We start from the raw sequence: 22934 nt of genomic DNA, 5'->3' as shown, positions 1-22934 counted from the left end.
AATAACACAAGAATCACCGTCCTTAAAAGTGCGTAATAACATATAGAAAACGGAAGAATTACTCTTCCGTTTCCCCTTCTTTTCTTCCGATTGTCGGCACATCACGCGACTCGGCTTCTTCTACCACTTCGCCGGGCGAATCGATATCGGCATAAGATTCTTTGGCCCCCTGTAAATGGTCTTCTGCAGGCGGCACGGGACGGTTATAAGTTACTTGTACGTGATATAAGAAAGTAATGACTGTCCGTTTAATAGATTCAACCATTTCTTCAAACATTTCGTACGCTTCAAACTTATATTCCACAATAGGATTCTTTTGACCGTACGCACGCAGATTAATCCCCTCTTTAAGGGCATCCATAGCATCGAGGTGGTCCATCCATTTACTGTCTACGACACGCAGCATAATAGCTTTTTCCAGCTCACGCATCGTTTCACTGCCGATTTCCTTTTCTCTTTCGTCATACAGCTTAACGGCAATTTCCGTCAAACGTTCCTGCACTTCCTGTCTGCTGAGATTTTCCAATTCACTCGTTTTCACGGTTCCCTTAGGCAGGAAATATTGCTCCATTTGAGAAATGAGACCGCCGAAATCCCATTCTTCAGGATATAATTTTTCATTGGCATACGTTGACAAACCGTCCAAAATAATATCATCGAGCATGGACAGAACGGTTTCGCGCAGAGATTCCGTCGTCAACACCTTACGTCTTTGTGCGTAAAGGACTTCACGTTGCTGATTCATAACATCGTCATATTCGAGCACGTATTTACGGATTTCGAAGTTATGAGCTTCTACCTTCTTTTGTGCCTTCTCAATAGAACGTGTAATCATAGAGTGTTCAATAGGATCGTCTTCTTCCATGCCGAGGCGGTCCATAAATTTTGAAATATTTTCGGAACCGAAAATACGCATTAAGTCGTCTTCAAGAGACAGATAGAATTGAGTGGCCCCCGGGTCCCCTTGACGACCGGCACGACCGCGCAACTGATTGTCGATACGACGGCTTTCATGACGTTCCGTACCGATAATCATCAAACCGCCCAGTTCGGGAACGCCTTCACCCAGCTTAATATCCGTGCCGCGACCGGCCATATTGGTGGCAATGGTAACCATGTTTTTTTGGCCCGCATCTTTAATAATTTCGGCTTCTTTTTCATGATATTTAGCATTTAATACATTATGGACAATATTAACTTCCTTTAAGAGCCGACTAATGACTTCCGACTGCTGTATAGATGTCGTACCTACCAAAATAGGCTGCCCCGTTGCGTGACGTTCTTGGACTTGACGCACAACAGCTCTATACTTGGCATTTTTCGTCTTATAAATAACATCGGGTAAGTCTTTACGAATAGCCGGTTTATTAGTAGGAATAACATATACGTCAAGCTTATAAATCTTATTGAATTCGTCTTCTTCCGTCTTTGCCGTGCCGGTCATGCCGGCTAATTTTTCGTACATACGGAAATAGTTCTGGAAGGTAATCGTCGCCAAAGTTTTACTTTCACCCTGAACTTTTACACCTTCTTTAGCTTCAATGGACTGATGCAGGCCGTCACTGAAGCGGCGACCGAACATAAGCCGGCCCGTAAATTCATCGACAATAACTATTTCTCCGTCTTTTACAACATAGTCCTTATCGCGATGCATCATGAAATTAGCCCGCAATGCCTGAATGACCAGATGATTCAAATCCAAGTGTTCATTGTCGAACATATTTTCAATGCCCAACATTTTTTCAACCTTTGCAACACCCGCCTCCGTAGGAGCAATGGTCTTTTGTTTTTCATCCATCGTATAATCTTCAGGAGTCAATCTCTTGACAATAGCCGCCAGAGTTTTATACAAGTCCGTCGAGTCTTCTCCGGGACCTGAAATAATCAAAGGCGTACGGGCTTCGTCGATTAAGATACTGTCCACTTCGTCGACAATACAATAGTTCAACGGTCGCTGTACCATTTGTTCTTTACTGATAACCATGTTATCGCGCAAGTAGTCGAAACCGAACTCATTATTCGTTCCGTACGTAATATCGGCCGCATAGGCACGACGACGTTGTTCATAGTTAAGATTGTGTACAATAAGTCCTACAGACAAACCGAGGAACTTATATATTTGTCCCATTTCTTCGCTGTCACGCGTTGCCAAATAATCATTGACGGTAACGACATGAGCACCCTTTCCCGACAGTGCATTCAAATATACGGGTAAAGTGGCAACCAAAGTTTTGCCTTCACCTGTACGCATTTCCGCAATATCACCGCGATGCAAAACAATACCGCCCAACAACTGCACGTCAAAATGTCTCATGCCCAACACGCGTCGTGAAGCTTCACGAACGACGGCAAATGCTTCGGGCAAAATATCGTCCAGCGTTTCGCCTTCGGCAAGACGCTTCTTAAATTCAAATGTTTTTTCCTGTAACGATGTATCGCTCAATGCCGCCATCTGCGGTTCCAAGCTGTTAATCTGCTGAACAATCGGTCTCATTTTTTTCAATTCACGTTCCGTATTATTGCCGAGCAGTCTTTGCATTACTTTATTAAACACGTTCCGACCTCCAATTAGTACGACTCAAAGCTCTATTTTTTATCAATTATACAGTATACATTAATTACCTCGTAAAATGCAAGGTAATATGCCGTTTTACCATTGTTTAAAGCCTTCTTCGCTTCCCTTTCCATATCATGAAACAGGGTCTGTATAAACCTGATTTTCTGAAAACCGTTGCCAAATTACACTTCGGATTTTTCCGGTTCCCTTTTCCGCATCATTCATTTATACATTAAACACATATCACCTGTCTCTATAGCCGATCTGTATATAAAATATAGAAAGTTCGAATTCAAAGAAGATTGGCTTGGCAATATAGTTTTTCATACAGCACCTATGATATAATGATAGAGTTTATATTAGTATGGAGGTATACATGTTAGAAAAATTCAAAAACCTACAGATCAGCGACGTTATTATTAACGCTTTAAATGATATGGGATTCGAAGAACCCACTCCCATTCAGGAAGGTTCTATTCCCGTAGCCTTGGAAGGTCATGACATGATCGGTCAGGCACAGACGGGTACGGGCAAAACAGCGGCTTACGGCATCCCTGTTCTCGAAAAAATTCTCGCAGCCGGGGCTCCCAAAGAATTGCAATCCGTCATCCTGTCACCTACTCGCGAACTGGCTATCCAGGTTGCCGAGGAGATAAATCATCTTGCTCAATATACGCCGGTGCAGGCATTGCCTATTTACGGCGGTCAAGATATGGAACGCCAATTACGTCGTTTACGTAAATCGCCGCAAATTATCGTAGCAACACCGGGTCGATTGATTGATCACATGAAACGCGGTACCGTAAAATTATCATCCATTTCTACCATTGTCTTGGACGAAGCGGATGAAATGTTGAATATGGGATTTATTGACGACATTAATTTAATCATGTCGGCTACCCCGGAAACGAGACAAACCCTTCTCTTCTCCGCAACTATGCCGGCACCCATTCAAAAGTTGGCCGAAACCTTTCTGAAAGACCCGCAAATTATTCGCATGAAAGCTAAAGAAGTAACCATCGACTTGGTGGAACAGTCTTACATTGAAGTTGCCGACCGCCAGAAGTTCGATGTTCTCTGCCGACTGCTGGACTTGCAGGAACCGGACTTGGCTATTATTTTCGTTCGCACGAAACGCCGCGTCGACGAATTGTCGGAAGGCCTGAAAAAACGCGGTTATTCGGCAGAAGGTATTCACGGCGACCTGACACAGGCTAAGCGAGATTCCGTCATTCGCCAGTTCCGTGAAAAAACAATTGATATACTCGTCGCTACGGACGTCGCAGCCCGCGGACTCGACATTAGCGGTGTAACTCACGTATACAACTATGATTTGCCGCAAGATCCGGAAAGCTATGTACACCGAGTAGGCCGCACAGGCCGTGCCGGTCAAAGCGGTGAAGCTACTACCTTTGTTATTCCCCGCGAAATCGATCACTTGCGTACTATTGAAAAGCTCATCAAACATCGTATTTCCCGTCGCAAGGCACCGTCATTCTCAGAAGCGTTGGAAGGTGCTCAGCAAACGGCACTGCGCAATCTTTCAACAGCTGCCGAAGAAGGCGATGTGACAGCTTATCGTGCCAGTGCGGAAGAATTACTGGAAACCTATGACTCCGTTACCCTCGTAGCCGCTGCCGTCAAGCTGTTAATTAAAGAACCCGATACGACACCGGTAAAGATTACGGAAGAGGCTCCTCTGCGAATTCGCCGTAGCCACGGCAATCGTAACGGCAACAGCCGTAATAGTAAACGCCGTCCCTCCGGGGACTCTCACCGTCGTTTAGACGGGCGTCGACCTGCCGGCAGGAGCAAAGACGGCAACTTCCGTCACCGCTCAACAGAACGTAAATCCGGCAATGAAAGTCGCCGCGAAGTCAAGGAAAGAAAAGAACCGAACCGTTCTGTTTTTAAGCCTTACTTTAAATCTTAAGCTTCATAGATATATTAAAATCCCTCGTCATGCAGAACGTGACGAGGGATTTTATTTCTATATATTTTGTAAGGCCGGAAATCCGTGCAATCCCGTTGCCGCTTTAACGGCTCGGCGCACGGCCTCTTCAACAGCCATAGCTCCGAGTGCTCCCATTTGATTTAAATCCGCTTCTACTTCTCCTGTAGCCAAAGCGTAAAGGCTATCTCCGTCAGCTGTTGTGTTAACAGGACGAATAGAGCGTACAAGTCCGTTGGAACAAAGAGCCGCCGCCTTATTCATTTGCGTCTTATTAAACTTCCCGTTCGTGACAACAAAGCCGATCGTCGTGTTGACCGTTCCCGGTTCACTTGTCCAGGGCAAAAAACCCTGCGTGGCCAAAATCCTTTGCGAATCCGCAAAGGATCCGTCTTCTGTTCTCATACCCGCTAAAATGCTGCCGTTTTTATCGACTACATCACCTAATGCATTTACGACAATACAGGCACCTACCGATAAATCTCCCACCTTATAGGCGCAAAATCCCTGGCCGCTCTTCATAGCGGTACGGGGCCCGCCTATTTTTCCGATAGTCGCCCCCGTACCGGCACCGTAATTACCGGAAAGAGCTTCGTTTTTTTCAACAGCATTGACTGCCGCCGCATAACCGCTGTCTCTCTGCGGATAAGCGTCTTTATCGCCGCAAGGCAGGTCATATATGGATGATGCGACAACTAAAGGAACAGGCCCGTAAGGTGTGTCAAATCCGATTTTCCGTTCTTTTAAATAAGACATAACCCCGTCAGCCGCCGCCAATCCGAAGGCACTGCCGCCGCACAAAAGAACGGCATGTATTTTTTCTACTGCAGCCGTCGGTTTAAGAAGTTCGGTTTCCCGTGATGCAGGGCCGCCTCCTCGCACGTCAACACCGCAAGCCGCCCCTTTTTCCGCAAGACAAATCGTACATCCCGTCCCGCCCTTCGCGTCTTCCCAGTGACCGATGCATATTTGTTGAATTGAACTAAAAGGAATTTCCGAAATATTCATTATTTTATAAAGTCCTTCCACAACATAGACGGTTGAATTCCGTTATTATGTTGATACTTTCCGCTCTTATACGTGTCATATTCTCCGTCAATATCATGATAATAGATCTGGCATATTTCCACATTCGGATAAATACGAATCGGTTGGACGCAAAAGATTTCCAAGGTCCAGTAGCCGGCAAAGCCTACATCGCCGAATCCGGCTGTAACGTGAATAAATACGCCCAGTCTCCCTACGGAAGAACGCCCTTCCAACATGGGAATATAATTTTCCGTCTTCGTATATTCGTTCGTACGCCCCAAGTACAACACATTGGGTTGAAGCACGAAACCTTCTTCAGGAATTTTTATGACCGAAGCCGAGTTGGGTTTTGCCATGTCCAATTCTTTCGAGTCGTATACCATTAATTCATTATACAGAGATAAATTGTAACTATTCGGGTTTACACGACTTTTATCAAAGGGTTCGATAACTATTTCCTTCCCCATGTGTTTAACAATTTCTTTTCCTGACAGAATCATATACTCACCTTCCGCATTAAATTCCTATAATACGCACCGGTAACCATAGCGCGTTATTTAAAAAGCAATTTTTTTCAGTATATACGCTCACTCTCCGTTTGGCAATAAAATAGCCCCAAGGAAATGAATCTTTCGCATTTCCCTGTGGCTATCTTTCATACAGTCGTTTCTTCATTTTTTCTAACTACGCTCTTTCTTCATTTCACGAATTCGCTCTTCAGCGATTTCCCGATAATAAAATTGTATAATTTTTTCCATGTTTTTCGGACGGTGTAACCAGTCTTCGACTTCAGGCGGCAATACATCACCGTGTAATCCCGTTTTTATGTAGTATTTCGTAACACCCAAAATAGGTGCCAGACGCTCTAAAATCGATTCTTTAATGTTGGCAACGTTCCCGTGCTCCCACCGATAAACGGTCTGAGCCGATACGCGGGCCTGCTCGGCCAACTGGTAGACTCCTATGTCTTGGGCCTTTCTCAATCTGCTGATACGACACCCTATATTTTCCTCCATTTTAACGGTCCCCCTCCTTTCTTTTTATTTTTAAAGAGATAACAAAACGCCTTCTTGCGAAGGCGTTTTGTCACGAATAACTTAATTATTCATAATCATAGAAACCTTTGCCAGTTTTACGACCTAAATAACCTGCATTTACATACTGACGTAATAATGCGCTGGGACGATATTTCGGATCACCGAAGCCTTCATAAAGAACTTCCATAATATGGAGAACAATATCGTTACCGATTAAGTCGGACAATGCCAAGGGTCCCATAGGATGGTTAAAGCCCAATTGGCAAACGGCATCAATATCTTCTTTGGACGCTACACCTTCCATCAAAGCCTGAATAGCTTCGTTAATCATAGGAATAACTACACGGTTGCCTACGAAGCCCGGGAAGTCGTTAACTTTAACGGGGCTCTTGCCGAGAGCTTTAGATGCTTCGAATACTTTATTGAATGTATCTTCCGACGTAGCAATGCCGTTGATCAATTCAATCAACTTCATAACCGGTGCGGGATTAAAGAAATGCATGCCGATTACTTTGTCCGGACGATTGGTTGCTGCTGCAATCTTCGTAATAGGTAAGGAAGACGTGTTGGAAGCTAAAATCGTTTCAGGCGGGCAAACTTCACCTAAGTTTTTGAAGATCTGACCTTTAATCTTCATGTCTTCAATAGCCGCTTCTACGACAAGATCCACATCTTTCATGTTGTCTTTCGTAATTTCAACAAAGCCGGTAAGACGACCCATAGCGGCATCTTTATCAGCTTGTGTCATCTTTTCTTTAGCTACGAGTTTCGTCAGGCTTTTGTCGATTTTCTTAACACCGCCGTCGATAAATTCTTGTTTAATGTCATTCAAGATTACGTCGCAACCGTGTGTTAAAAATACCTGCGCAATACCCGAACCCATTGTACCTGCACCGATGACCATTACTTTTTTACAAAACATGTTGAACTCCTCCTTTAAAGTGATTTCTTTCACAAATTTTACTAAAAAAAAGAGAACCAAACCTGAAAACTATCCCTTTACAGTTATAAGTATACCACTTCCAATGAAAAAATCTATACTATTTATTAGAAAAAATCGCTTTTTTCACTACTTTTATATACCATTCTTGAAAGGGTTTTATGAAATCTATGACTCCGCCTCATGATTCTATATACGATAATATTCGTTATTTTTTTCACACTTATAAATTAAAGAAAGAGGACGACGCGGATCGTCCTCTTTCTTTAATCGCGCCTTCTAAGAAGGCCGCTCAATCGTTCAATAATAGACTTCGTCTGTTCACTCCACGGCGTAAATCGCCGAAAAGAGGTTCGACTTTCCACCCTTGTCAGAAAGTCATCCATCTTTTCTTCCGTTTCACTTAAATGGTCACCGGTCATTACTTCCCATACCGAGCCGTCGTGGCGACAATACCGTTCCAGCAAAGAGTACAATCCGGAAAATTCCGAATCTTTTACATTCCTTCCAGCTACTCCCAAGGCAGTTGAAGAAAAGGCACGAAAAACAAAGAGTATATCTTCACCCGTACCTGTCGGAAAGCATCCCTTTTCTTGCCCTTGATTGTACCAACTGCCAAGAACTTGGCAAAAAAACTCGCACAAAGCAAAGACTGCCGCACGTTCGTAACGCCGGGCCGAAAGTTCGGCGTCTTTTTTATTCATTTTACGGTATTTTGCGGCCCTATGAGCAAAATCTTTATAGTCGTACCACAGTTCTTCCGCCAACGAACGATTATATACATTCATCGTTCCGTCTGAAAATACGGTTATATCACCTTTGGTGCGCATTTAAACAGTCAGCTCACTCGTACAATGGGGGCAACGAGTAGCTTCATCAGCCACTGTTTCTTTACAAAAGGGGCAAGTTCTGGAAGGTGCCGGTGCCGCCGGCTTTTTGAAACGGTTTATTTGCTTAATAACCAGGAATATGGCAAAGGCAATAATAAGAAAATCTACGACCGTATTAATAAAAAGGCCGTAAGCAATAACAGGTACCCCTTGTGCCTGAGCTTCCGCCAAGGTTTGAGCCGACGTATTTGCCAAGGGAATGAAAAAATCCGTAAAATCGACACCGCCCAATAAAATGCCGATAGGAGGCATAATGATATTGGTAACGAGGGATGTCGTAATTTTACCGAAGGCTCCACCGATTACTACACCGACAGCCACGTCGATTACATTACCTTGAACTGCAAAATTTTTAAATTCTTGAAAAAACGCTTTCATCTTCTTTACTCCTTTTTACTAAAAAACTACTTCTTTTTAATGCCTCGGCCCATGCCCAAGCGTTCCAGAACGGTATCATATCCTCCCGTCCCGTAATTGAGACACCTTTTGACCCGACTGATAGTAGCCGTGCTGGCTCCCGTTTTTTTGACAATATCTTCGTAAATATCTCCGGCTCTCAACATCCTGGCAACTTCCAAACGAGCCGCAATGGACTTCATTTCCTGAATCGTACAAATATCTTCAAAGAATTCATAGCACTCTTCCATGCTCTTTAATTCCAAGATGGCCTTGAATAATTGATCGTGGAGATCGTCACGCAACTTTTCATTGATACTCATAGCCTTCACCCCGTTCTTACTGTCCTGTATCTTACATGGCGAATAAATCTATTTGTTCATCTTCGGGGAGTTCTCCCAAACACCCCATCTCAGCCAGAGAATCAATTAAGGTCTGACCGACTTTACCACGATACTTCAAATCTTCTTTTGACGTATACGCCTGCGACTTTCTGCCTTCTACTATTTGTTCGGCTACATTTTTGCCCAAGCCGTCCAGAGCCGTAAACGGCAACAGTATCTTACCGTCATGAATAGTAAACTTAGTCGCTTCCGACTTATTTATATCGATATTCATAAAAGAAATACCGCGCAAATTCATCTCTACGACCAACTCCAGCGTGGAGTACAGGTCTTTTTCGATTTTGGAAGCACCGTCTCCCTTGGCCGTAATCATCTTCATAGCCTGCCGCGCCGTATCCAACCCGTGAATCATCATGGGAATGCTGAATGCTTTGGCTCGAATTGTAAAATAAGCGGCATAATAGGCTAAGGGATAATTAATCTTGTACCAAGCTATTCTAAATGCCATCATAACATAAGCAACGGCATGAGCGCGAGGGAAAAGATAGCCTATTTTCAAGCACGATTGAATAAACCATTCGGGAATATGACCCTTACGCAATTCTCCTTCATAATCCGTCGTTTTCTTTCCTGTCGCCTTATCCGGTTTATCAATTCCCTTGCCCTTACGGACATTTTCCATAACCTTAAAACTCGTTTTCGGTTTAATACCGTGATTGATGAGATAATTCATTATATCATCACGTGTCGATACGGCTTCATTCAACTGTACCTTACCGGACGTAATTAATTCCTGAGCATTATTCAACCATACATCCGTACCGTGTGAAAAGCCGGATATACGGACAAGACCTGAAAAGGTCTTCGGCATCGTATCTACAAGCATCTTCCGCACAAAAGATGTACCGAATTCGGGAATACCCAGGCTACCTACAGGAGAGCCCAGTTCTTCTGGCGTGAGTCCCAGGGCTTCGGTAGATGAAAAGAGACTCATTGTTTTTTGATCATCAAAAGGAATGGTAGTCGCCTTAACTCCCGTCATGTCTTCAAGCATGCGTATAACAGTCGGATCATCATGGCCCAGTATATCAAGTTTTACAAGACGGCCTTCAATGGAATGATAGTCGAAATGGGTCGTTATAATACCGCAGTCTTTTTTATTAGCCGGATATTGGACGGGCGTAAAATGATGGACATCTATATCGCGAGGAATAACCATTACTCCTCCGGGATGTTGTCCCGTAGTATTTTTAATTCCCGTACAACCGTTAACAAGACTGTTGATATACGCATCGTTCGCCGTAATGCCGCGAGCCTCCGCCCATTTCTTAACATAGCCGTAAGCCGTCTTATCCTGTACGGCACCGATAGTCCCGGCACGAAATACATTATCTTTACCGAAAAGTTCTTCCGTATACTTATGAGCCTTCGGATGATATTCCCCCGAAAAGTTCAAATCGATATCGGGTACCTTATCGCCCTCAAAACCCAAGAAAATAGCAAAAGGAATATTATGTCCGTCCTTTTTCATAGGCGTGCCGCATTCGGGACAATTTTTGTCAGGCAAGTCAAACCCGCCGGCAACGGATCCGTCCGTAAAGAACTCACTGTGGCAACACGAAGGGCATACATAATGAGGCGGCAAAGGGTTTACTTCCGTAATATCCGACATGGTTGCTACAAAGGACGAACCTACGGATCCTCGTGATCCCACAAGATAACCGTCATCATTCGAATGTTTAACCAACTTGTGAGCAATGTAATACAGAACGCCGAACCCGTTGCCGAAGATAGAGGTAAATTCTTCATCCAGACGCTCTTCAACAACAGTCGGTAAGGGCGTACCGTATATCTTATGAGCCTTACGCAGACACATTTCCTTCAGAGCTTCCGACGAGCCTTCGATTCTCGGAAAATAAAGATTTTCTTTAGGTACGGGCGTTACCTCTTCAACCCAGTCATTAACCTTATTGGGGTTGGTAATAACAACTTCTTCCGCCCGGTCTGTGCCCAAGTAAGCAAATTCTTCCAACATTTCGTCCGTAGTACGTAAATAGAGATCAGGCTGAAATTGAGCATCTCTAAAGCCTTTTCCCGTCATAAGGATTTCTCGATAAATCTTATCTTCCTTATTCATAAAATGAGCATCACAAGTAGCGACAGTCATTTTCCCTAATTCATCGCCGATTTTTAAAATCGTTCGATTAATATCTCTAAGCCCCTCTTCATCATCAACAAAGCCTTCTCGAACGAGGAAGCCGTTATTGGATATGGGCTGAATTTCCAAATAATCGTAATACTCGGCAATCTTTTTCAGTTCGTCATAAGGCAGTCGTTTTTGCACCATCGAACGAACTAATTCCCCCGCTTCACAGGCCGAACCTAAAATAAGTCCTTCTCTGTATTCGTTCAAAATTTTACGAGGAATACGCGGCCGTCCGCGGTAAATATACTTCAAATGGGATATGCTGACAAGTTTATACAAATTGCGTATGCCCACCTGGTTTTTCGCTAAAATAATAATATGATATGATTTATCGATTTCTTCATCGAACAAATACCCTTCCATACCGTATATAACCTTAACGCCGTTCGCCTTGGCTACGGACTGTAACATAGGAAAGGATTGCACGACACCGTGGTCCGTTACGGCAATAGCAGGATGATTCCACTTCTTAACGGTCTTAATCAGGTCCTTAACCGTAATCAATGCATCCATATCACTCATCGTAGTATGTAAATGAAGTTCTACTCGAGGATTTTCATGGGTATCCATACGTTCATTCGATTCTTCATGAGCTTTCATAATAGAGTCGACATTGAGAACATAATTATTTTGATACGTATCGAAGCGAACATTCCCGCCAACGAGAACGGATGTATTAACAGTAAGGTTTTGCTTTAATAGGCCTATTTCTTCTTCCGTCATTCCCTTGCGGCCATACTTACCGCTATTTCCCGTATCAATAAACTTCATTGCCGAAATGCCGTTCGTCTTATCGGCAATTTGAAACTTCAACAAGATTCGTTTTGATTTAAGTTCCTTAAATTCGACCTGAACAACCTTACCGTACAAGATGACTTTATTGCGTTCCTCTCCGAGTACATCGTCAATAGGCGTTACCTCCTGATCCGATATGGCTCGGCCCAGCAATACATTTCCTTGCACATCGCCGGCTTGGCTTCTTGTTGCCCCTTTACTCGAAGACGATCTCGATTCGGGCCTGGAAACGACAGCACAAGCCTTCAGATAGTCTTCGTCATATAAGTCTTCGCCGTCGTCATATATATCTTCATGAATAATGGCATAATCTTCACCGGTCCCCGCATCCGCCCCGTTGTCATCCACCAGAGATTCAATGGTTTCAGGCATCCACAATTCTCCATCTCTGTCGGCTTCGGATGTAGGTAAACATTCAATAGCAATGTCTCCTTCCAAGGACAAGCCTTTACGACATAAATCGGAAAAAAAGGCCATATCCGCACCGTTCGGCAAGTCGGCTGTAATATGCCAGGACTTCTTATCAAGACATACACTGAGGCGCTGTATATTCAAATAACACTTATCCCCATAAGGCAGCTTTAATTCTTTTTGAGGTACAATATGATAGTATTTCATAATATTCCTTTAAATCAACGGCTATATAACACAAGTAATTTCGCTTTTATGTATAAAATAAGACATAATCATTTATCGATTCTTCTTCACCGATTTGCTGCAGTACAGACAAATAAGTGCCTCCGCATCTTCCTGTACAGCCGTTCCCCGACGCATACGCAATTGTAAGGTAAAGAGGTCACATATCAGTGTATCCAACTCTTTTATTGTCCAATATTTAAGATACTTTTGCAAGTAATACAAACTACCGCGAACCGGTCGTCCGTTATTGATTTTAGTCATTAATAGCTCGACTGTCGCCTTGTCCTTATGGCTGGCGACAAGCTCCGCATAGGAGCGTAACATGCGTAAGCGCGACATCAAATAGGCCGTACTTTTCATAAACCCTTCAGTTTTGGCAAAGAGACTCTTCATTAAGGGAATACAGCCTTCTCCGTTCCGAAACAGAAAATATTCCCCGAAGGTGAAGAGATTTTTTTCTGCCGTTCCGGCAAATAATCCTTCCAGGTCATCTGCACTGATACGCTTTCTAGTCGGGTCAATCGCTAACTTATCAAGTTCTGAAAAAACGTAAAGAAGAGAAAGGGTACTCCACGTATGAAACATCTCCGTCATCAGACCCCGAGCCTCGGCGGTCAGCGTAAAGCCGTATTTTTTTAAATATGTATCTACATGAAACATAATATTTTTCTCAGTCACGGCTTCGCATGCACTTACATCTGCCAAAGGGACCAAAGCTTTATAAAAGGCACTGCCCGTATCAACAGGGCCCTCGACTATGAAAAGAACATAGCAACCTTTTCTCGTATTTGCCAGTCGCTCCAACAACAGGTCCTCACTCTTGTCGGTTTTGCTTCTCGACCTGCCGCTTTTTTTTAAAGGTAGGACGGGAGGATTTTTCCATACCGTTAAGGTAGCTGCGGAAAATAAGGACTCTCCATCTATATTTTCCGCTACGGTAAAGACCGTATCATCCTTGTGAAAAGTCGTAATTTCAGGCTTTTCTCCACAATCACTTTCACAGGCTTTTATAAAACTTTTTCTTTCTTCTTCCATCATGTACGTTTCCGTACCGTATATAATCTTAATATGTTTCATATGTTTCTCCACTATATGTTTCGAAATGCCATCTTCCTTTATGTTCGTATGCCCTTATTTCACCGCATTCTTTTACATTAAGCTTTTTTCCGGTCTTTATAAATTCAATGCCGTCTCCGCATATACGAAACTCTTCGTTCGTAAAATCGGGACATCCTCCTGAAACAACATTTATTTTAAAGGATTTTTGTATGTCAGTCTTTATTTTCTCCGTCGCCTGCCCTGACAAAAATACTTCTCCTACCGAAAAAATTGCTTCATGATGTAGGGCCGGAGCTACTACAGACATAATGCAGGAAGCTCCGAACTTTTGCTTCTTATTATACCACATCTTGGACATTCCGTTATCTTCTTTAATATATACAGTATAATCAGGCAACGTATCGAGAACCATCAATTGACGATCTTGTCGATGAGAAAAATTCGTGTAAACAGCTGCACTAAAAATAAAAACGGAACAAAAAGCCGCTACTTTTCTTTTACAGGTTCCATAAACGGCAAAAACCGCAAGAATATAGGCCACTGTCAATAAATCCCCCATACTTCCCGTCGGGATAAAACTATACGGTAACGCAGCTAAAAAAGCGTTGGTCTTAAGGGCAGCCCACAAAAAAGGCTTCAAAACATGTAAGATAATTCCGCCGAAAAAAGGCATAATATATACGGCCAGAGCCGCTACAAGTCCCGCTACAATAAGCCCGTCCAATACGGAGCCCACTAAAAGGTTAGCCGGCAATGTATATAAAGGCAGGCCTGCAAAAGTTCCGGTTAACAAGGGTACTGCAGGAATCTGTGCACCTATGCAAACGGCTGTACAACGACGTAAAAAAACGGGTAAAAAGGACAAGGCCGCCTCCGTCTTGGGCGTAAACAAAATAATACCTGCAGCGGCGCAAAAAGACAGCCGAAAAGACAGATCGTAAAAGACAAAGGGATTCTCCGCTAAAAAAAACAGGGCAACTAATGACAATATATGTAAAGGGGAATGTTCGCAATTTCCTTCCGCCGCATAAGCAGCTGCCATCCCCGTAAGAGTTGATCGTATGACAGGTACTGTAAATCCGGCCAGTGCACAATACAAAAAAAGTACCACCGAAGCCCCTGACAGTTTCACCCGACGACTTAGCGACAAGCCTCCGGCTAAGGCCCAAATAACACTCAAAAGAATTGTTATGTGTGAACCGGACACGGAAAGAATATGAATCATTCCCGTAAGGGAAAAGTTGCGAATAATATCTTCATCTATTTCATCGTAATGACCGCCAAACAAAAGAGAGGTGAAAACGTATGCCAGGCGTGTTCCCATCACCTCCGTAAAAGAGTCCGTTATCCTTAGGCGTATACTGTGTAAGGACGCATCATACATTGACGGCGGCTCGACAAGCTCTAAGGGCGTGTCCTTATGCTCCTTACATTTCATAAAAATACTCCTGTAGCGATAGGCATGATAAAAGTCATAAGTCCCGTAATTTTTCTTAAATACGGGAGCCGTACAGGATACACGACCTTTAACTACACACCCCTCTTCAAAGGGATTCTCTCCATGAATATATAAAAGTACACTCCCTTTACCGCCGTGACTTTTTAAATCGGCTCGATAAACGGTTACACTCTGATTTTTTTCCTTATAAACACGCTTTTTATCGCAGATTCGAAAAACGGCCTCCGTCTCGGTTCCGCTTAAATAGTGAGACAAGGCGTTAAATCTTGTCTCACTGTGTACCGTCCCTGCCCAAGCGAAGAAAAAAACGGCACCGCACATGAAGATACAAAACAGCCTCCTTCGTTTACGCACGAAGAAGGCTATACAAATACAGATAAAACCCGTAACGACTGACAACAGAATCGACAACTGCACGTATTCATGTAAAAAAATCGCCGTACAAACACAAATAACGAGACTGCAAGACAAATACTTATTCATAGATCTACGACATCTTTCAGCTTTTCATACTTGGCAGCGCCAATTCCCTTTACTTGCTTTAACTCCTCTACGGATGTAAAGGATCCGTGTTCATTACGATAAGCGATAATGGCGGCTGCCATTGCAGGACCGATACCGTTTAAGCTTGTCAACGTTTTTTCATCAGCCTCGTTTAGGTGAATTTTGTGATCGTCTTTAACCGCAACCCCGATTCCGTCCGTTTTATAAGGAATATGAATATGTAATCCGTCTTCTATAGGAGCCGCCGCATTTATGGCCTCACTGTCTGCATAGGAATTAAAACCGCCTGCATCCTTAATAACCTCACCTACTAAAAGCGGACGCTTATAAGAATATACACCGGGGCTTTTGACGGCTCCGCTTATGTAAACATATAAAAGTCTGTCATTTTCTACCTGAATTTCCGGAACGGCTGTCATTTCTTCCGGAAGCGTAGCCTCTACCAACGAATTTCCGTATACGGCCAATCCCAATGCCGTTAGTAACGGAAAAAGCAAGAAGATTCTTTTCATACTCATCCCTCCGAATAGGTTTTACACCATTTTCGGCTAAAGAATCTGAAAAGTCTGTCCTTTCTTCTTGTTTCTAATGTAATTATAATGCCGCCCTTATTATGAGAGGTTAATTATTACCATGTATTCTTGCCCTTCCACAAACCGGGACGCAACATGACAAGGATCGTAAAAATTTCCAGACGTCCTAAAAGCATGGAAAAACATATGACGGTTTTAGAGAACCAAGATAAATCCGCATATGTACAAGTCGCCCCCGTAACGCCGAAGGCCGGACCGATGCACCCTATAGTGGAAACACTGATTCCCAAGGCATCAAAACCGCCTACTCCGTCAAATGCTAAAAGAAGTGCAAAAAAGAGGATGAAGAAAATATACATAAAAAAATATTGGCCTACACGCAATACCGTACTATCGTGTAAGGTCGTTCCGTTCATCATAACCTCAACTACATGCTTAGGATAGAGTAAGTGAAGAACGGTAGACCTTACGGAACGAAAAAGAATGACTACACGGGAAATTTTCAATCCTGCTGCCGTAGATCCCGCACAGCCGCCGCAAATCATTAGACCCATGAGAACGAATTTCGACAAAACCGGCCATCTGTCATAGTCGGCAGAGACAAAACCCGTCGTGGCTATAGAGGCTGTCTGAAATGCCGCATATCGTAGAGCTGTAAAAAAATCTGAATCAAGTTCCACCATTAAATCACCGATAATAATAATGGTGGCTACCACTAAAATAGATAAATAGGCTTTAAATTCCGTATCTTTAAGTAAGACGGCAGCTCCTTTATGATAGGCACGATAATAAAGGCCGAAGTTGCCTCCTGCCAGAACCATAAAAAAAGTCATCCACCCTTCAACATATACATCATCAAAATAAGCCGCACTCTCATTATATGTAGAGAAACCTCCGGCTGATACGGTTGATAAGGCATGGTTGACGGCTCCTGTAAAATCCATCCCGCAAATTAAAAATATAATAAATGCACATACTGTAAATGCCATATAGATTTTAAAAAGAACCTTTGTCATATCCTGCAGACGAGGTAAAATGCGGTCTTTTGTCGGACCGGCCGCTTCAGCGTTATACATATATGATGAGGTTTTACCCGATTCCGGTAAGAGAGCAATAAAGATGACGACAATTCCCAAACCTCCTAACCAGTGCGTCATACTACGCCATAACAAAAGACTGGGAGGCATAATATACAGGTCTTCAATAACTGTCGCGCCCGTACCGGTAAAGCCCGAAATGCTTTCAAACAGACCATCCAGATATCCCAAATAACCGCCCGAAATATACGGAATCATACCGACCGCAGTAGCCAATAACCAGCCGCATCCTGTGATGGCGATACTTTCCTGAATGGTTAACTTTTCCTTCTTACTTTCACCGCTCGAAAAAAACAGAGCCGATATGCCGAAACATATAACCATAGAAAAAACAAACGCAGAAGTCGCCCCGTCTCGATGAATAAGGGAAGACACCAGGGGAATAGCGAGAACACACGTTTCAGCCAAGGCTATATGTCCGAGAAACTGCCCGACAATTCTGAAGTTCATACTTCCTCCGATGATTAGTGAGATTACCAGCCCTGACGCCTATGCCAAAAAGACGGCAAGAATAAGACGAGAACGCTGAATGATTCCAGTCGGCCCATGAGCATGGATATGGATACGACAACCTTACTGAACGGCGGTAAAGCCGAATAAGTGCATGTAGCCCCGAAGAGGCCGAAAGACGGTCCGCAACTGCCCATGGTCGAAATACTGACTCCTAAGGCCTCGAATACAGGAACCCCGTCCCAGACCAGCAATACGGTCCACAACAGGTCCAGCATAACATAGACAAAGAAAAATCTTACGACACGAAACAATACTTCTTCCGAGTATTCACTGCCGTTAGAACTGACCGCTATTACTTCGCGAGGATATATTTTCTGACGCAATAAGGCACGAGCCGTTTTAAATAACAACATCAATCGAGTAACTTTCAGTCCCCCGGCCGTCGAACCTGCACAGCCGCCTAAAAACATGAGAAAGATTAGAATATATTTGGAAAAGGTCGGCCATGTATCAAAATCATACGATATAAACCCGGTCGAAGATGATATGGATGCGGACTGAAAAAAGGCTTCCCGCAATGCATATCCGTAAGTCCACCCTTGTGTCAAAATCAGATTGCCGGCCATTAGCATAGTGGTTACCAGTACGACTAAGCAGTAAGTGCGAAACTCCGTATCCTTAAAAATACATTCCATCCCTTTTCGCCATGCCGCCACATACATACCGAAGTTAGCGCTGGATATAATCATGAAAAAAGCCAATACGCCTTCAATAAGAGGACTGTTAAAATGGGCTACACTATTGTTATACGGGGAAAATCCGCCGGTAGCAATAGTGGAAAAGGCATGATCCGCAGCGATTAAAAGATCCAGACCGCACGCATAAAGAACCAATGTACAGATAATTGTAAAAACTACATAAACTGTAAAAAGAGCCTTTGCCATTTCTTTAACTTGCGGTAAAAACCGTGAATCCGTAGGTCCCGTGCTTTCGGCATTGAACATACGTACAGCCCCTCTACCGAAGCGAGGAAACAGTGCAATAAAAATAACGATAATTCCCAAACCGCCGAACCAGTGTGTCAAAGACCGCCATAAAATAAGGCTCTGCGGTAAGGACTCTATATCATCAATAACCGTAGCTCCCGTGCCGGAAAGGCCTGAAATAGTCTCCACAATACCGTCCAAAACGGATAAATAGCCGCCTGCCACATAAGGAATCATGCCCAGAAAGGTTATTAAAACCCACCCCAAGGTAGTAACGGCTATACCTTCTCGGACCGTCAGCGTATCCTTCACTCTTTGTCCCCCGATCACGAAAAGTACTCCCGTTCCTGCCGACCATGCTATGGCCCACAAAAATGCGGAAATATTTTCTTCTTCGTACAACACGGATATAGCCAAAGGAATACATAATGCCATGGCACAAGCAACGGCCAATTTACCCAGCAAGTAGGCCGTAATTCTAAAATTCATACAAAAAACTCCTACCAACGATGCTTAAAAAAGTGCATCGTCGTCTGTACGACTAACAAAAAGGCGACGACTTCAACGCGCCCCCAAATCATGAGTATGCAACAATAGGCCTTGGCCCAAACGGGCAAAGAACCTACATCACCCAAGCCGAATAAGGCCGCCGTCGCCCCCGTCCCCGTCAACCCTGCCCCTGCCAACCCAAGTGCCTCTAAAGGAGATAGCCCGGAAGGTGCCAAAATTAAAACGGACAGAAAAAACAACCCGATAAAAAGGAAAAATACATTTAATACACGATTAATGACGGGCAAAGATACGAATACCCCGTTGGCTTTAACACTGATAACCATCTGGGGGTGCAAGGTTCGCAGCAATTCTTGAGACGACATTTTAAACAAAATAAGAAAACGAATAATTTTCATTCCCCCCGTAACCGATCCGACACATCCGCCTACAAAGGTGAGAATAAAAAGAAGCATTTTATCAAAGTCGGGAAATAATGTCAAATTAGCCCCTGTAAATCCCGTCGTTGTCAAAAAGGACAACACATAAAATACGGATAAACGCAAACTTTCATTCCATTCAAATCCGGCTCGATCATGAATATTCATACTGAGTAGCAAGGAAGCACCGAGAAGAACTGCCAAAAACACTCGGATTTCCGTATTACGCCATAACGGTCGTAAAGTTCTCTCCGACGTCACTCTGTATAACAATAAAAAATTGCATCCTGCTAAGAACATTGAAAAAACACAGGCCCAAACAACGGGGCGGTTTCCCAAGTGTTCAACTGTCGTACCGCCTGTAGAAACAGTCGTCAAAGCCTGTAATACGGCTGTGTGTAAAGGTAATCCCGCCATAATAAAGGCCGTGATCGACAACAATGTAATGACGACAAAGGTAACCGATACGGGTTTTAAGTACGAATTCATACGCCGAATACCGGGTGTGAAAGCAAAGGGATTATCATCGGACAGGCCGATACTGAAAACCTTACTAATCTGAGGCATAACGGTTACGAACAGATTAATAAAGATAAAAGCACCCATCCATTCTAAAAGAATATGCCAGTCCTTAAAAATCCCCGTTTCTTCATGACTTAAAAGAAAGAGACCGTTTGTCGTAACTGCCGAAACGCTGTCCAAGATGCCATCAACTACGGAAAGCCTATGACTTATTATAAAAGGCAAGGCTCCCAAGAGAGCTAAAACTACCCAAGAGCCGGTAAGTAATACGGCTCCTTCACTAAGTCTCATTTGCTGTCGACGTGCTTTCCCCGGCCCGTAACACAGGCAAGAACCTATACCGGCAAGGGCCAGAGTGGGCAAAAAACACATGGTCACGCCGGTTTCCGAATATAGAGACAAGGCCGTAATAAGAAGCGCACCTACCGTAAAAAACGCCAAGATACGGCTTAAGCCGTAAAATATAAATGCACCTTTCATTTCCTATGCCTTTCCTGCAAAATATTTCATTACCTTATTGGCAAATTCCATGCGAATAAAGAGTATCGCTCTATCACCGGCTTGTAGTGATGATTGTCCGGTCGGTACGAAGGCTTCATCATCACGAACAAAAGCACAAATCAGACATTCTTTCGGCAATTGCAAATCCATCAGTTTTTTATTCTCTACATACGACCCTTTCTGAACGATAACTTCCATTGCTTCCGCTTTTGCTCCTTCCAAAAGAGCGACGGAAACAACCCCGCCTCGCCGAGCAAAAGCTAAAATTTCACCGGCAGCTAATAAGCGTGAGGATAATACAATATCGACGCCGACTTTTTCCATTAAATCCACATATTCAATGCGGGCAACGCGCACAATGGTTCTGGCAGCACCTAAATGCTTAGCTAAGAGGGCCAACATCAAATTCAGCTTGTCATCAGCCGTAAGACAAATGACGACATCCGCTTCCCCCACTCCTTCTTGGGTGAGTAAATCAATATCAGTTCCGTCTCCGCGAACAACGATGCCTTCTTCAATTCGTTCCGCTACCATGCGACTACGTTCGGCATCCTTTTCGATGACCTTTACTTGAACGCCCTGTTTATCCAACATTTTAGCCAAGGTTCGTCCCGTACGACCGGCACCGATAATCATAACTCGTTCGGGAGCTTTGATACCCGTCCCGACAAAATTCTTACTGAACTTTTCTATTTCTCCGGATGCACCGACAAAAAAGGTGTTGTCATGCGGTAAAAGATAGTCATCGCCGTGAGGAATGATCATTCGATTATTTCTGAAAATAAGTCCCGCCAAAACATCTTGAGGTAATCGCAAATCTTTTAAGGGAATATTGGCCAACTGAGATCCGGGCTGAATCTTCGTTTCGAAAATCCGCACCTTACCTTGGGCAAAATCTTCTACGTTTAAGGCTGCCGGCGTCATCAAAATACGATTGATTTCGCGAGCCGTAATATATTCAGGGTTAATCATTAAATCAATATTAAAATTTTCTTTTAAATAGACTTTAGATTCAGACAGGAAATCCAAATCCCTAATACGTGCCGCTGTATAAGAGATTCCGTGTTTTTTTGCCAAAATACAGGAAATCATATTCGTTTCGTCACTACTCGTCGCCGCCACGAGAATATCAGCTCCGTAAATATCGGGATCATTCATAGTTACGGGACTGGCACCGTTCGCCGGAACAGTCAACACATCCAAGGTATTTTTCACGACTTCCAGACGATCTTCATCATGATCGACTACGACTACATCCATTTGTTCATTTGATAATAACTCGGCAATGCTGTATCCCAGCTTACCCGCTCCGACAACAACTATACGCACCCTGTTACCTCCTACGTATACGCATATACTTACTTGATTACTGACTTGTTAAAGTTATCATACTCTCATTACAAACCTATGGCTATATGTAAAACATTAAATTTTTACATATCCTCCCGATATATAAAAGGTGCCGTCCGTCTGATAATCTCTCCGGCAGGGCATGAAGACGCGTGATCATGAATGATTCCGCAAGCCTGCAAATGAGAATACACGGTTACGGGTCCCAAAAATACGAAGCCCCTTTTTTTCAAATCGACAGCAACAGTCGTCGACAATTCATTAGCTGCCGGCACTCCCAATTTTTCATGACTCTTATAGACATATACCTTTCCCTTCGTATAGCTCCATAAGTAATCGCTGAAGGACCCGAATTCTCGGCGTATTTTTTTTAAGGCCCGGGCATTTTGAAAAACCGCCTTAATCTTGCTCCTTTGACGAATAATCCCTTCACAGGTCATAATCTTATCCGCCTCTTCCGGACCGCAATCAGCCAGAACCTCATAATTAAAGTTCGCATACGCCGCTTTTAAGGTTTCCCTCTTTTGTAAAATCGTATTCCAGCTCAGACCGCTTTGCATAAGTTCCAATACAAGATACTCGAACAGTACGGTGTCGTCATAAACGGGAACACCCCACTCACAGTCATGATATACCTTCATTTTTTCATTGACATTTGCCCAATCACAAATTCCCATGTCTTCACCCCCTTGCAAGACATATGTACATCATAAACCGTGCTTACAAGAACGTAAAGGGCATGTGTCCAATGTGACAC

Annotated in this window: 18 protein-coding genes; 1 reads left to right on the top strand and 17 read right to left on the bottom strand. The window is 43.5% G+C overall.

Going from position 1 to position 22934, the window contains the following annotated elements:
* Window positions 1-58: 58 nt before the first annotated feature.
* The gene (secA, locus tag HMPREF9429_RS06245; RefSeq protein ID WP_040774011.1) at window positions 59-2554 is read right to left on the bottom strand and encodes a preprotein translocase subunit SecA; all 2496 of its coding nucleotides are present in this window, start codon (window positions 2552-2554) and stop codon (window positions 59-61) included.
* Window positions 2555-2933: 379 nt separating this feature from the next.
* Between secA and HMPREF9429_RS06240 the strand changes: the two genes are divergently transcribed.
* Entirely contained in the window at window positions 2934-4490 is a 1557-nt protein-coding gene (locus tag HMPREF9429_RS06240) for a DEAD/DEAH box helicase (protein WP_040774008.1), read from the top strand.
* 57 nt (window positions 4491-4547) lie between these two features.
* On the opposite strand, the gene HMPREF9429_RS06235 is transcribed toward HMPREF9429_RS06240, so the two are convergent.
* The 16 genes from HMPREF9429_RS06235 to HMPREF9429_RS06160 form a co-directional block, all read right to left on the bottom strand.
* Window positions 4548-5516 carry a P1 family peptidase gene (locus HMPREF9429_RS06235; protein WP_006942468.1) on the bottom strand — a complete coding sequence of 323 codons (969 nt, stop codon included), beginning with the start codon at window positions 5514-5516 and terminating at the stop codon, window positions 4548-4550.
* The gene (gene dcd / locus HMPREF9429_RS06230; protein WP_006942467.1) at window positions 5516-6037 is read right to left on the bottom strand and encodes a dCTP deaminase; all 522 of its coding nucleotides are present in this window, start codon (window positions 6035-6037) and stop codon (window positions 5516-5518) included. Before dcd ends, HMPREF9429_RS06235 begins: the two co-directional genes overlap by 1 nt.
* 180 nt (window positions 6038-6217) lie before the next feature.
* Complete coding sequence (locus tag HMPREF9429_RS06225) at window positions 6218-6553, bottom strand: helix-turn-helix domain-containing protein (protein WP_006942466.1); 336 nt, start codon at window positions 6551-6553, stop codon at window positions 6218-6220.
* 85 nt (window positions 6554-6638) lie between these two features.
* Window positions 6639-7496: a 3-hydroxybutyryl-CoA dehydrogenase gene (locus HMPREF9429_RS06220; protein WP_040774005.1), complete on the bottom strand. Its 858-nt coding sequence runs from the start codon at window positions 7494-7496 to the stop codon at window positions 6639-6641.
* 284 nt (window positions 7497-7780) lie between these two features.
* On the bottom strand, window positions 7781-8344 hold the full coding sequence (locus HMPREF9429_RS06215) for a hypothetical protein (protein ID WP_006942464.1): 564 nt from the start codon (window positions 8342-8344) through the stop codon (window positions 7781-7783).
* On the bottom strand, window positions 8345-8782 hold the full coding sequence (gene mscL, locus HMPREF9429_RS06210; RefSeq protein WP_006942463.1) for a large-conductance mechanosensitive channel protein MscL: 438 nt from the start codon (window positions 8780-8782) through the stop codon (window positions 8345-8347).
* A gap of 26 nt (window positions 8783-8808) precedes the next feature.
* Window positions 8809-9123: a YerC/YecD family TrpR-related protein gene (locus HMPREF9429_RS06205; protein ID WP_006942462.1), complete on the bottom strand. Its 315-nt coding sequence runs from the start codon at window positions 9121-9123 to the stop codon at window positions 8809-8811.
* 31 nt (window positions 9124-9154) lie between these two features.
* Entirely contained in the window at window positions 9155-12763 is a 3609-nt protein-coding gene (locus tag HMPREF9429_RS06200; protein ID WP_006942461.1) for a PolC-type DNA polymerase III, read from the bottom strand.
* A gap of 72 nt (window positions 12764-12835) precedes the next feature.
* Entirely contained in the window at window positions 12836-13861 is a 1026-nt protein-coding gene (gene holA / locus HMPREF9429_RS06195) for a DNA polymerase III subunit delta (protein ID WP_006942460.1), read from the bottom strand.
* The gene (locus HMPREF9429_RS08900; RefSeq protein ID WP_050777772.1) at window positions 13848-15785 is read right to left on the bottom strand and encodes a ComEC/Rec2 family competence protein; all 1938 of its coding nucleotides are present in this window, start codon (window positions 15783-15785) and stop codon (window positions 13848-13850) included. Before HMPREF9429_RS08900 ends, holA begins: the two co-directional genes overlap by 14 nt.
* Window positions 15782-16318 (bottom strand): ComEA family DNA-binding protein, encoded by a 537-nt coding sequence (locus tag HMPREF9429_RS06185; RefSeq protein ID WP_040774002.1) that lies wholly within the window; start codon window positions 16316-16318, stop codon window positions 15782-15784. The genes HMPREF9429_RS08900 and HMPREF9429_RS06185 overlap by 4 nt, the downstream gene beginning before the upstream one ends.
* A gap of 116 nt (window positions 16319-16434) precedes the next feature.
* Window positions 16435-17886 carry a TrkH family potassium uptake protein gene (locus HMPREF9429_RS06180; RefSeq protein WP_006942456.1) on the bottom strand — a complete coding sequence of 484 codons (1452 nt, stop codon included), beginning with the start codon at window positions 17884-17886 and terminating at the stop codon, window positions 16435-16437.
* 23 nt (window positions 17887-17909) lie between these two features.
* Complete coding sequence (locus HMPREF9429_RS06175; protein WP_006942454.1) at window positions 17910-19364, bottom strand: TrkH family potassium uptake protein; 1455 nt, start codon at window positions 19362-19364, stop codon at window positions 17910-17912.
* An 11-nt stretch (window positions 19365-19375) separates the two neighbouring features.
* The gene (locus tag HMPREF9429_RS06170; RefSeq protein ID WP_006942453.1) at window positions 19376-20806 is read right to left on the bottom strand and encodes a TrkH family potassium uptake protein; all 1431 of its coding nucleotides are present in this window, start codon (window positions 20804-20806) and stop codon (window positions 19376-19378) included.
* A gap of 3 nt (window positions 20807-20809) precedes the next feature.
* Entirely contained in the window at window positions 20810-22156 is a 1347-nt protein-coding gene (trkA, locus tag HMPREF9429_RS06165; RefSeq protein WP_006942451.1) for a Trk system potassium transporter TrkA, read from the bottom strand.
* Between the two features lie 104 nt (window positions 22157-22260).
* Entirely contained in the window at window positions 22261-22854 is a 594-nt protein-coding gene (locus HMPREF9429_RS06160) for a DNA-3-methyladenine glycosylase I (protein ID WP_006942448.1), read from the bottom strand.
* Window positions 22855-22934 lie beyond the last annotated feature (80 nt).

This window comes from Megasphaera micronuciformis F0359, assembly GCF_000165735.1.
Lineage (GTDB): Bacteria > Bacillota > Negativicutes > Veillonellales > Megasphaeraceae > Megasphaera > Megasphaera micronuciformis.
The sequence above is the reverse complement of the archived record's forward strand: the minus strand, read 5'-3'. Positions and strand labels throughout refer to the sequence as shown.

Excerpts from the sequence above, each read along its gene's own strand:
- HMPREF9429_RS06215 (WP_006942464.1), bottom strand. The coding sequence starts at position 8,344 with ATGCGCACCAAAGGTGATATAACCGTATTTTCAGACGGAACGATGAAT.
- HMPREF9429_RS06225 (WP_006942466.1), bottom strand. The coding sequence starts at position 6,553 with ATGGAGGAAAATATAGGGTGTCGTATCAGCAGATTGAGAAAGGCCCAA.
- HMPREF9429_RS06170 (WP_006942453.1), bottom strand. The coding sequence starts at position 20,806 with ATGAAAGGTGCATTTATATTTTACGGCTTAAGCCGTATCTTGGCGTTT.
- HMPREF9429_RS06235 (WP_006942468.1), bottom strand. The coding sequence starts at position 5,516 with ATGAATATTTCGGAAATTCCTTTTAGTTCAATTCAACAAATATGCATC.
- mscL (WP_006942463.1), bottom strand. The coding sequence starts at position 8,782 with ATGAAAGCGTTTTTTCAAGAATTTAAAAATTTTGCAGTTCAAGGTAAT.
- HMPREF9429_RS06240 (WP_040774008.1), top strand. The coding sequence starts at position 2,934 with ATGTTAGAAAAATTCAAAAACCTACAGATCAGCGACGTTATTATTAAC.
- HMPREF9429_RS06200 (WP_006942461.1), bottom strand. The coding sequence starts at position 12,763 with ATGAAATACTATCATATTGTACCTCAAAAAGAATTAAAGCTGCCTTAT.
- HMPREF9429_RS06220 (WP_040774005.1), bottom strand. The coding sequence starts at position 7,496 with ATGTTTTGTAAAAAAGTAATGGTCATCGGTGCAGGTACAATGGGTTCG.
- HMPREF9429_RS06185 (WP_040774002.1), bottom strand. The coding sequence starts at position 16,318 with ATGAAAAGAATCTTCTTGCTTTTTCCGTTACTAACGGCATTGGGATTG.
- holA (WP_006942460.1), bottom strand. The coding sequence starts at position 13,861 with ATGAAACATATTAAGATTATATACGGTACGGAAACGTACATGATGGAA.
- HMPREF9429_RS06175 (WP_006942454.1), bottom strand. The coding sequence starts at position 19,364 with ATGAATTTTAGAATTACGGCCTACTTGCTGGGTAAATTGGCCGTTGCT.
- HMPREF9429_RS06205 (WP_006942462.1), bottom strand. The coding sequence starts at position 9,123 with ATGAGTATCAATGAAAAGTTGCGTGACGATCTCCACGATCAATTATTC.
- HMPREF9429_RS08900 (WP_050777772.1), bottom strand. The coding sequence starts at position 15,785 with ATGAATAAGTATTTGTCTTGCAGTCTCGTTATTTGTGTTTGTACGGCG.
- HMPREF9429_RS06180 (WP_006942456.1), bottom strand. The coding sequence starts at position 17,886 with ATGAACTTCAGAATTGTCGGGCAGTTTCTCGGACATATAGCCTTGGCT.
- HMPREF9429_RS06160 (WP_006942448.1), bottom strand. The coding sequence starts at position 22,854 with ATGGGAATTTGTGATTGGGCAAATGTCAATGAAAAAATGAAGGTATAT.
- dcd (WP_006942467.1), bottom strand. The coding sequence starts at position 6,037 with ATGATTCTGTCAGGAAAAGAAATTGTTAAACACATGGGGAAGGAAATA.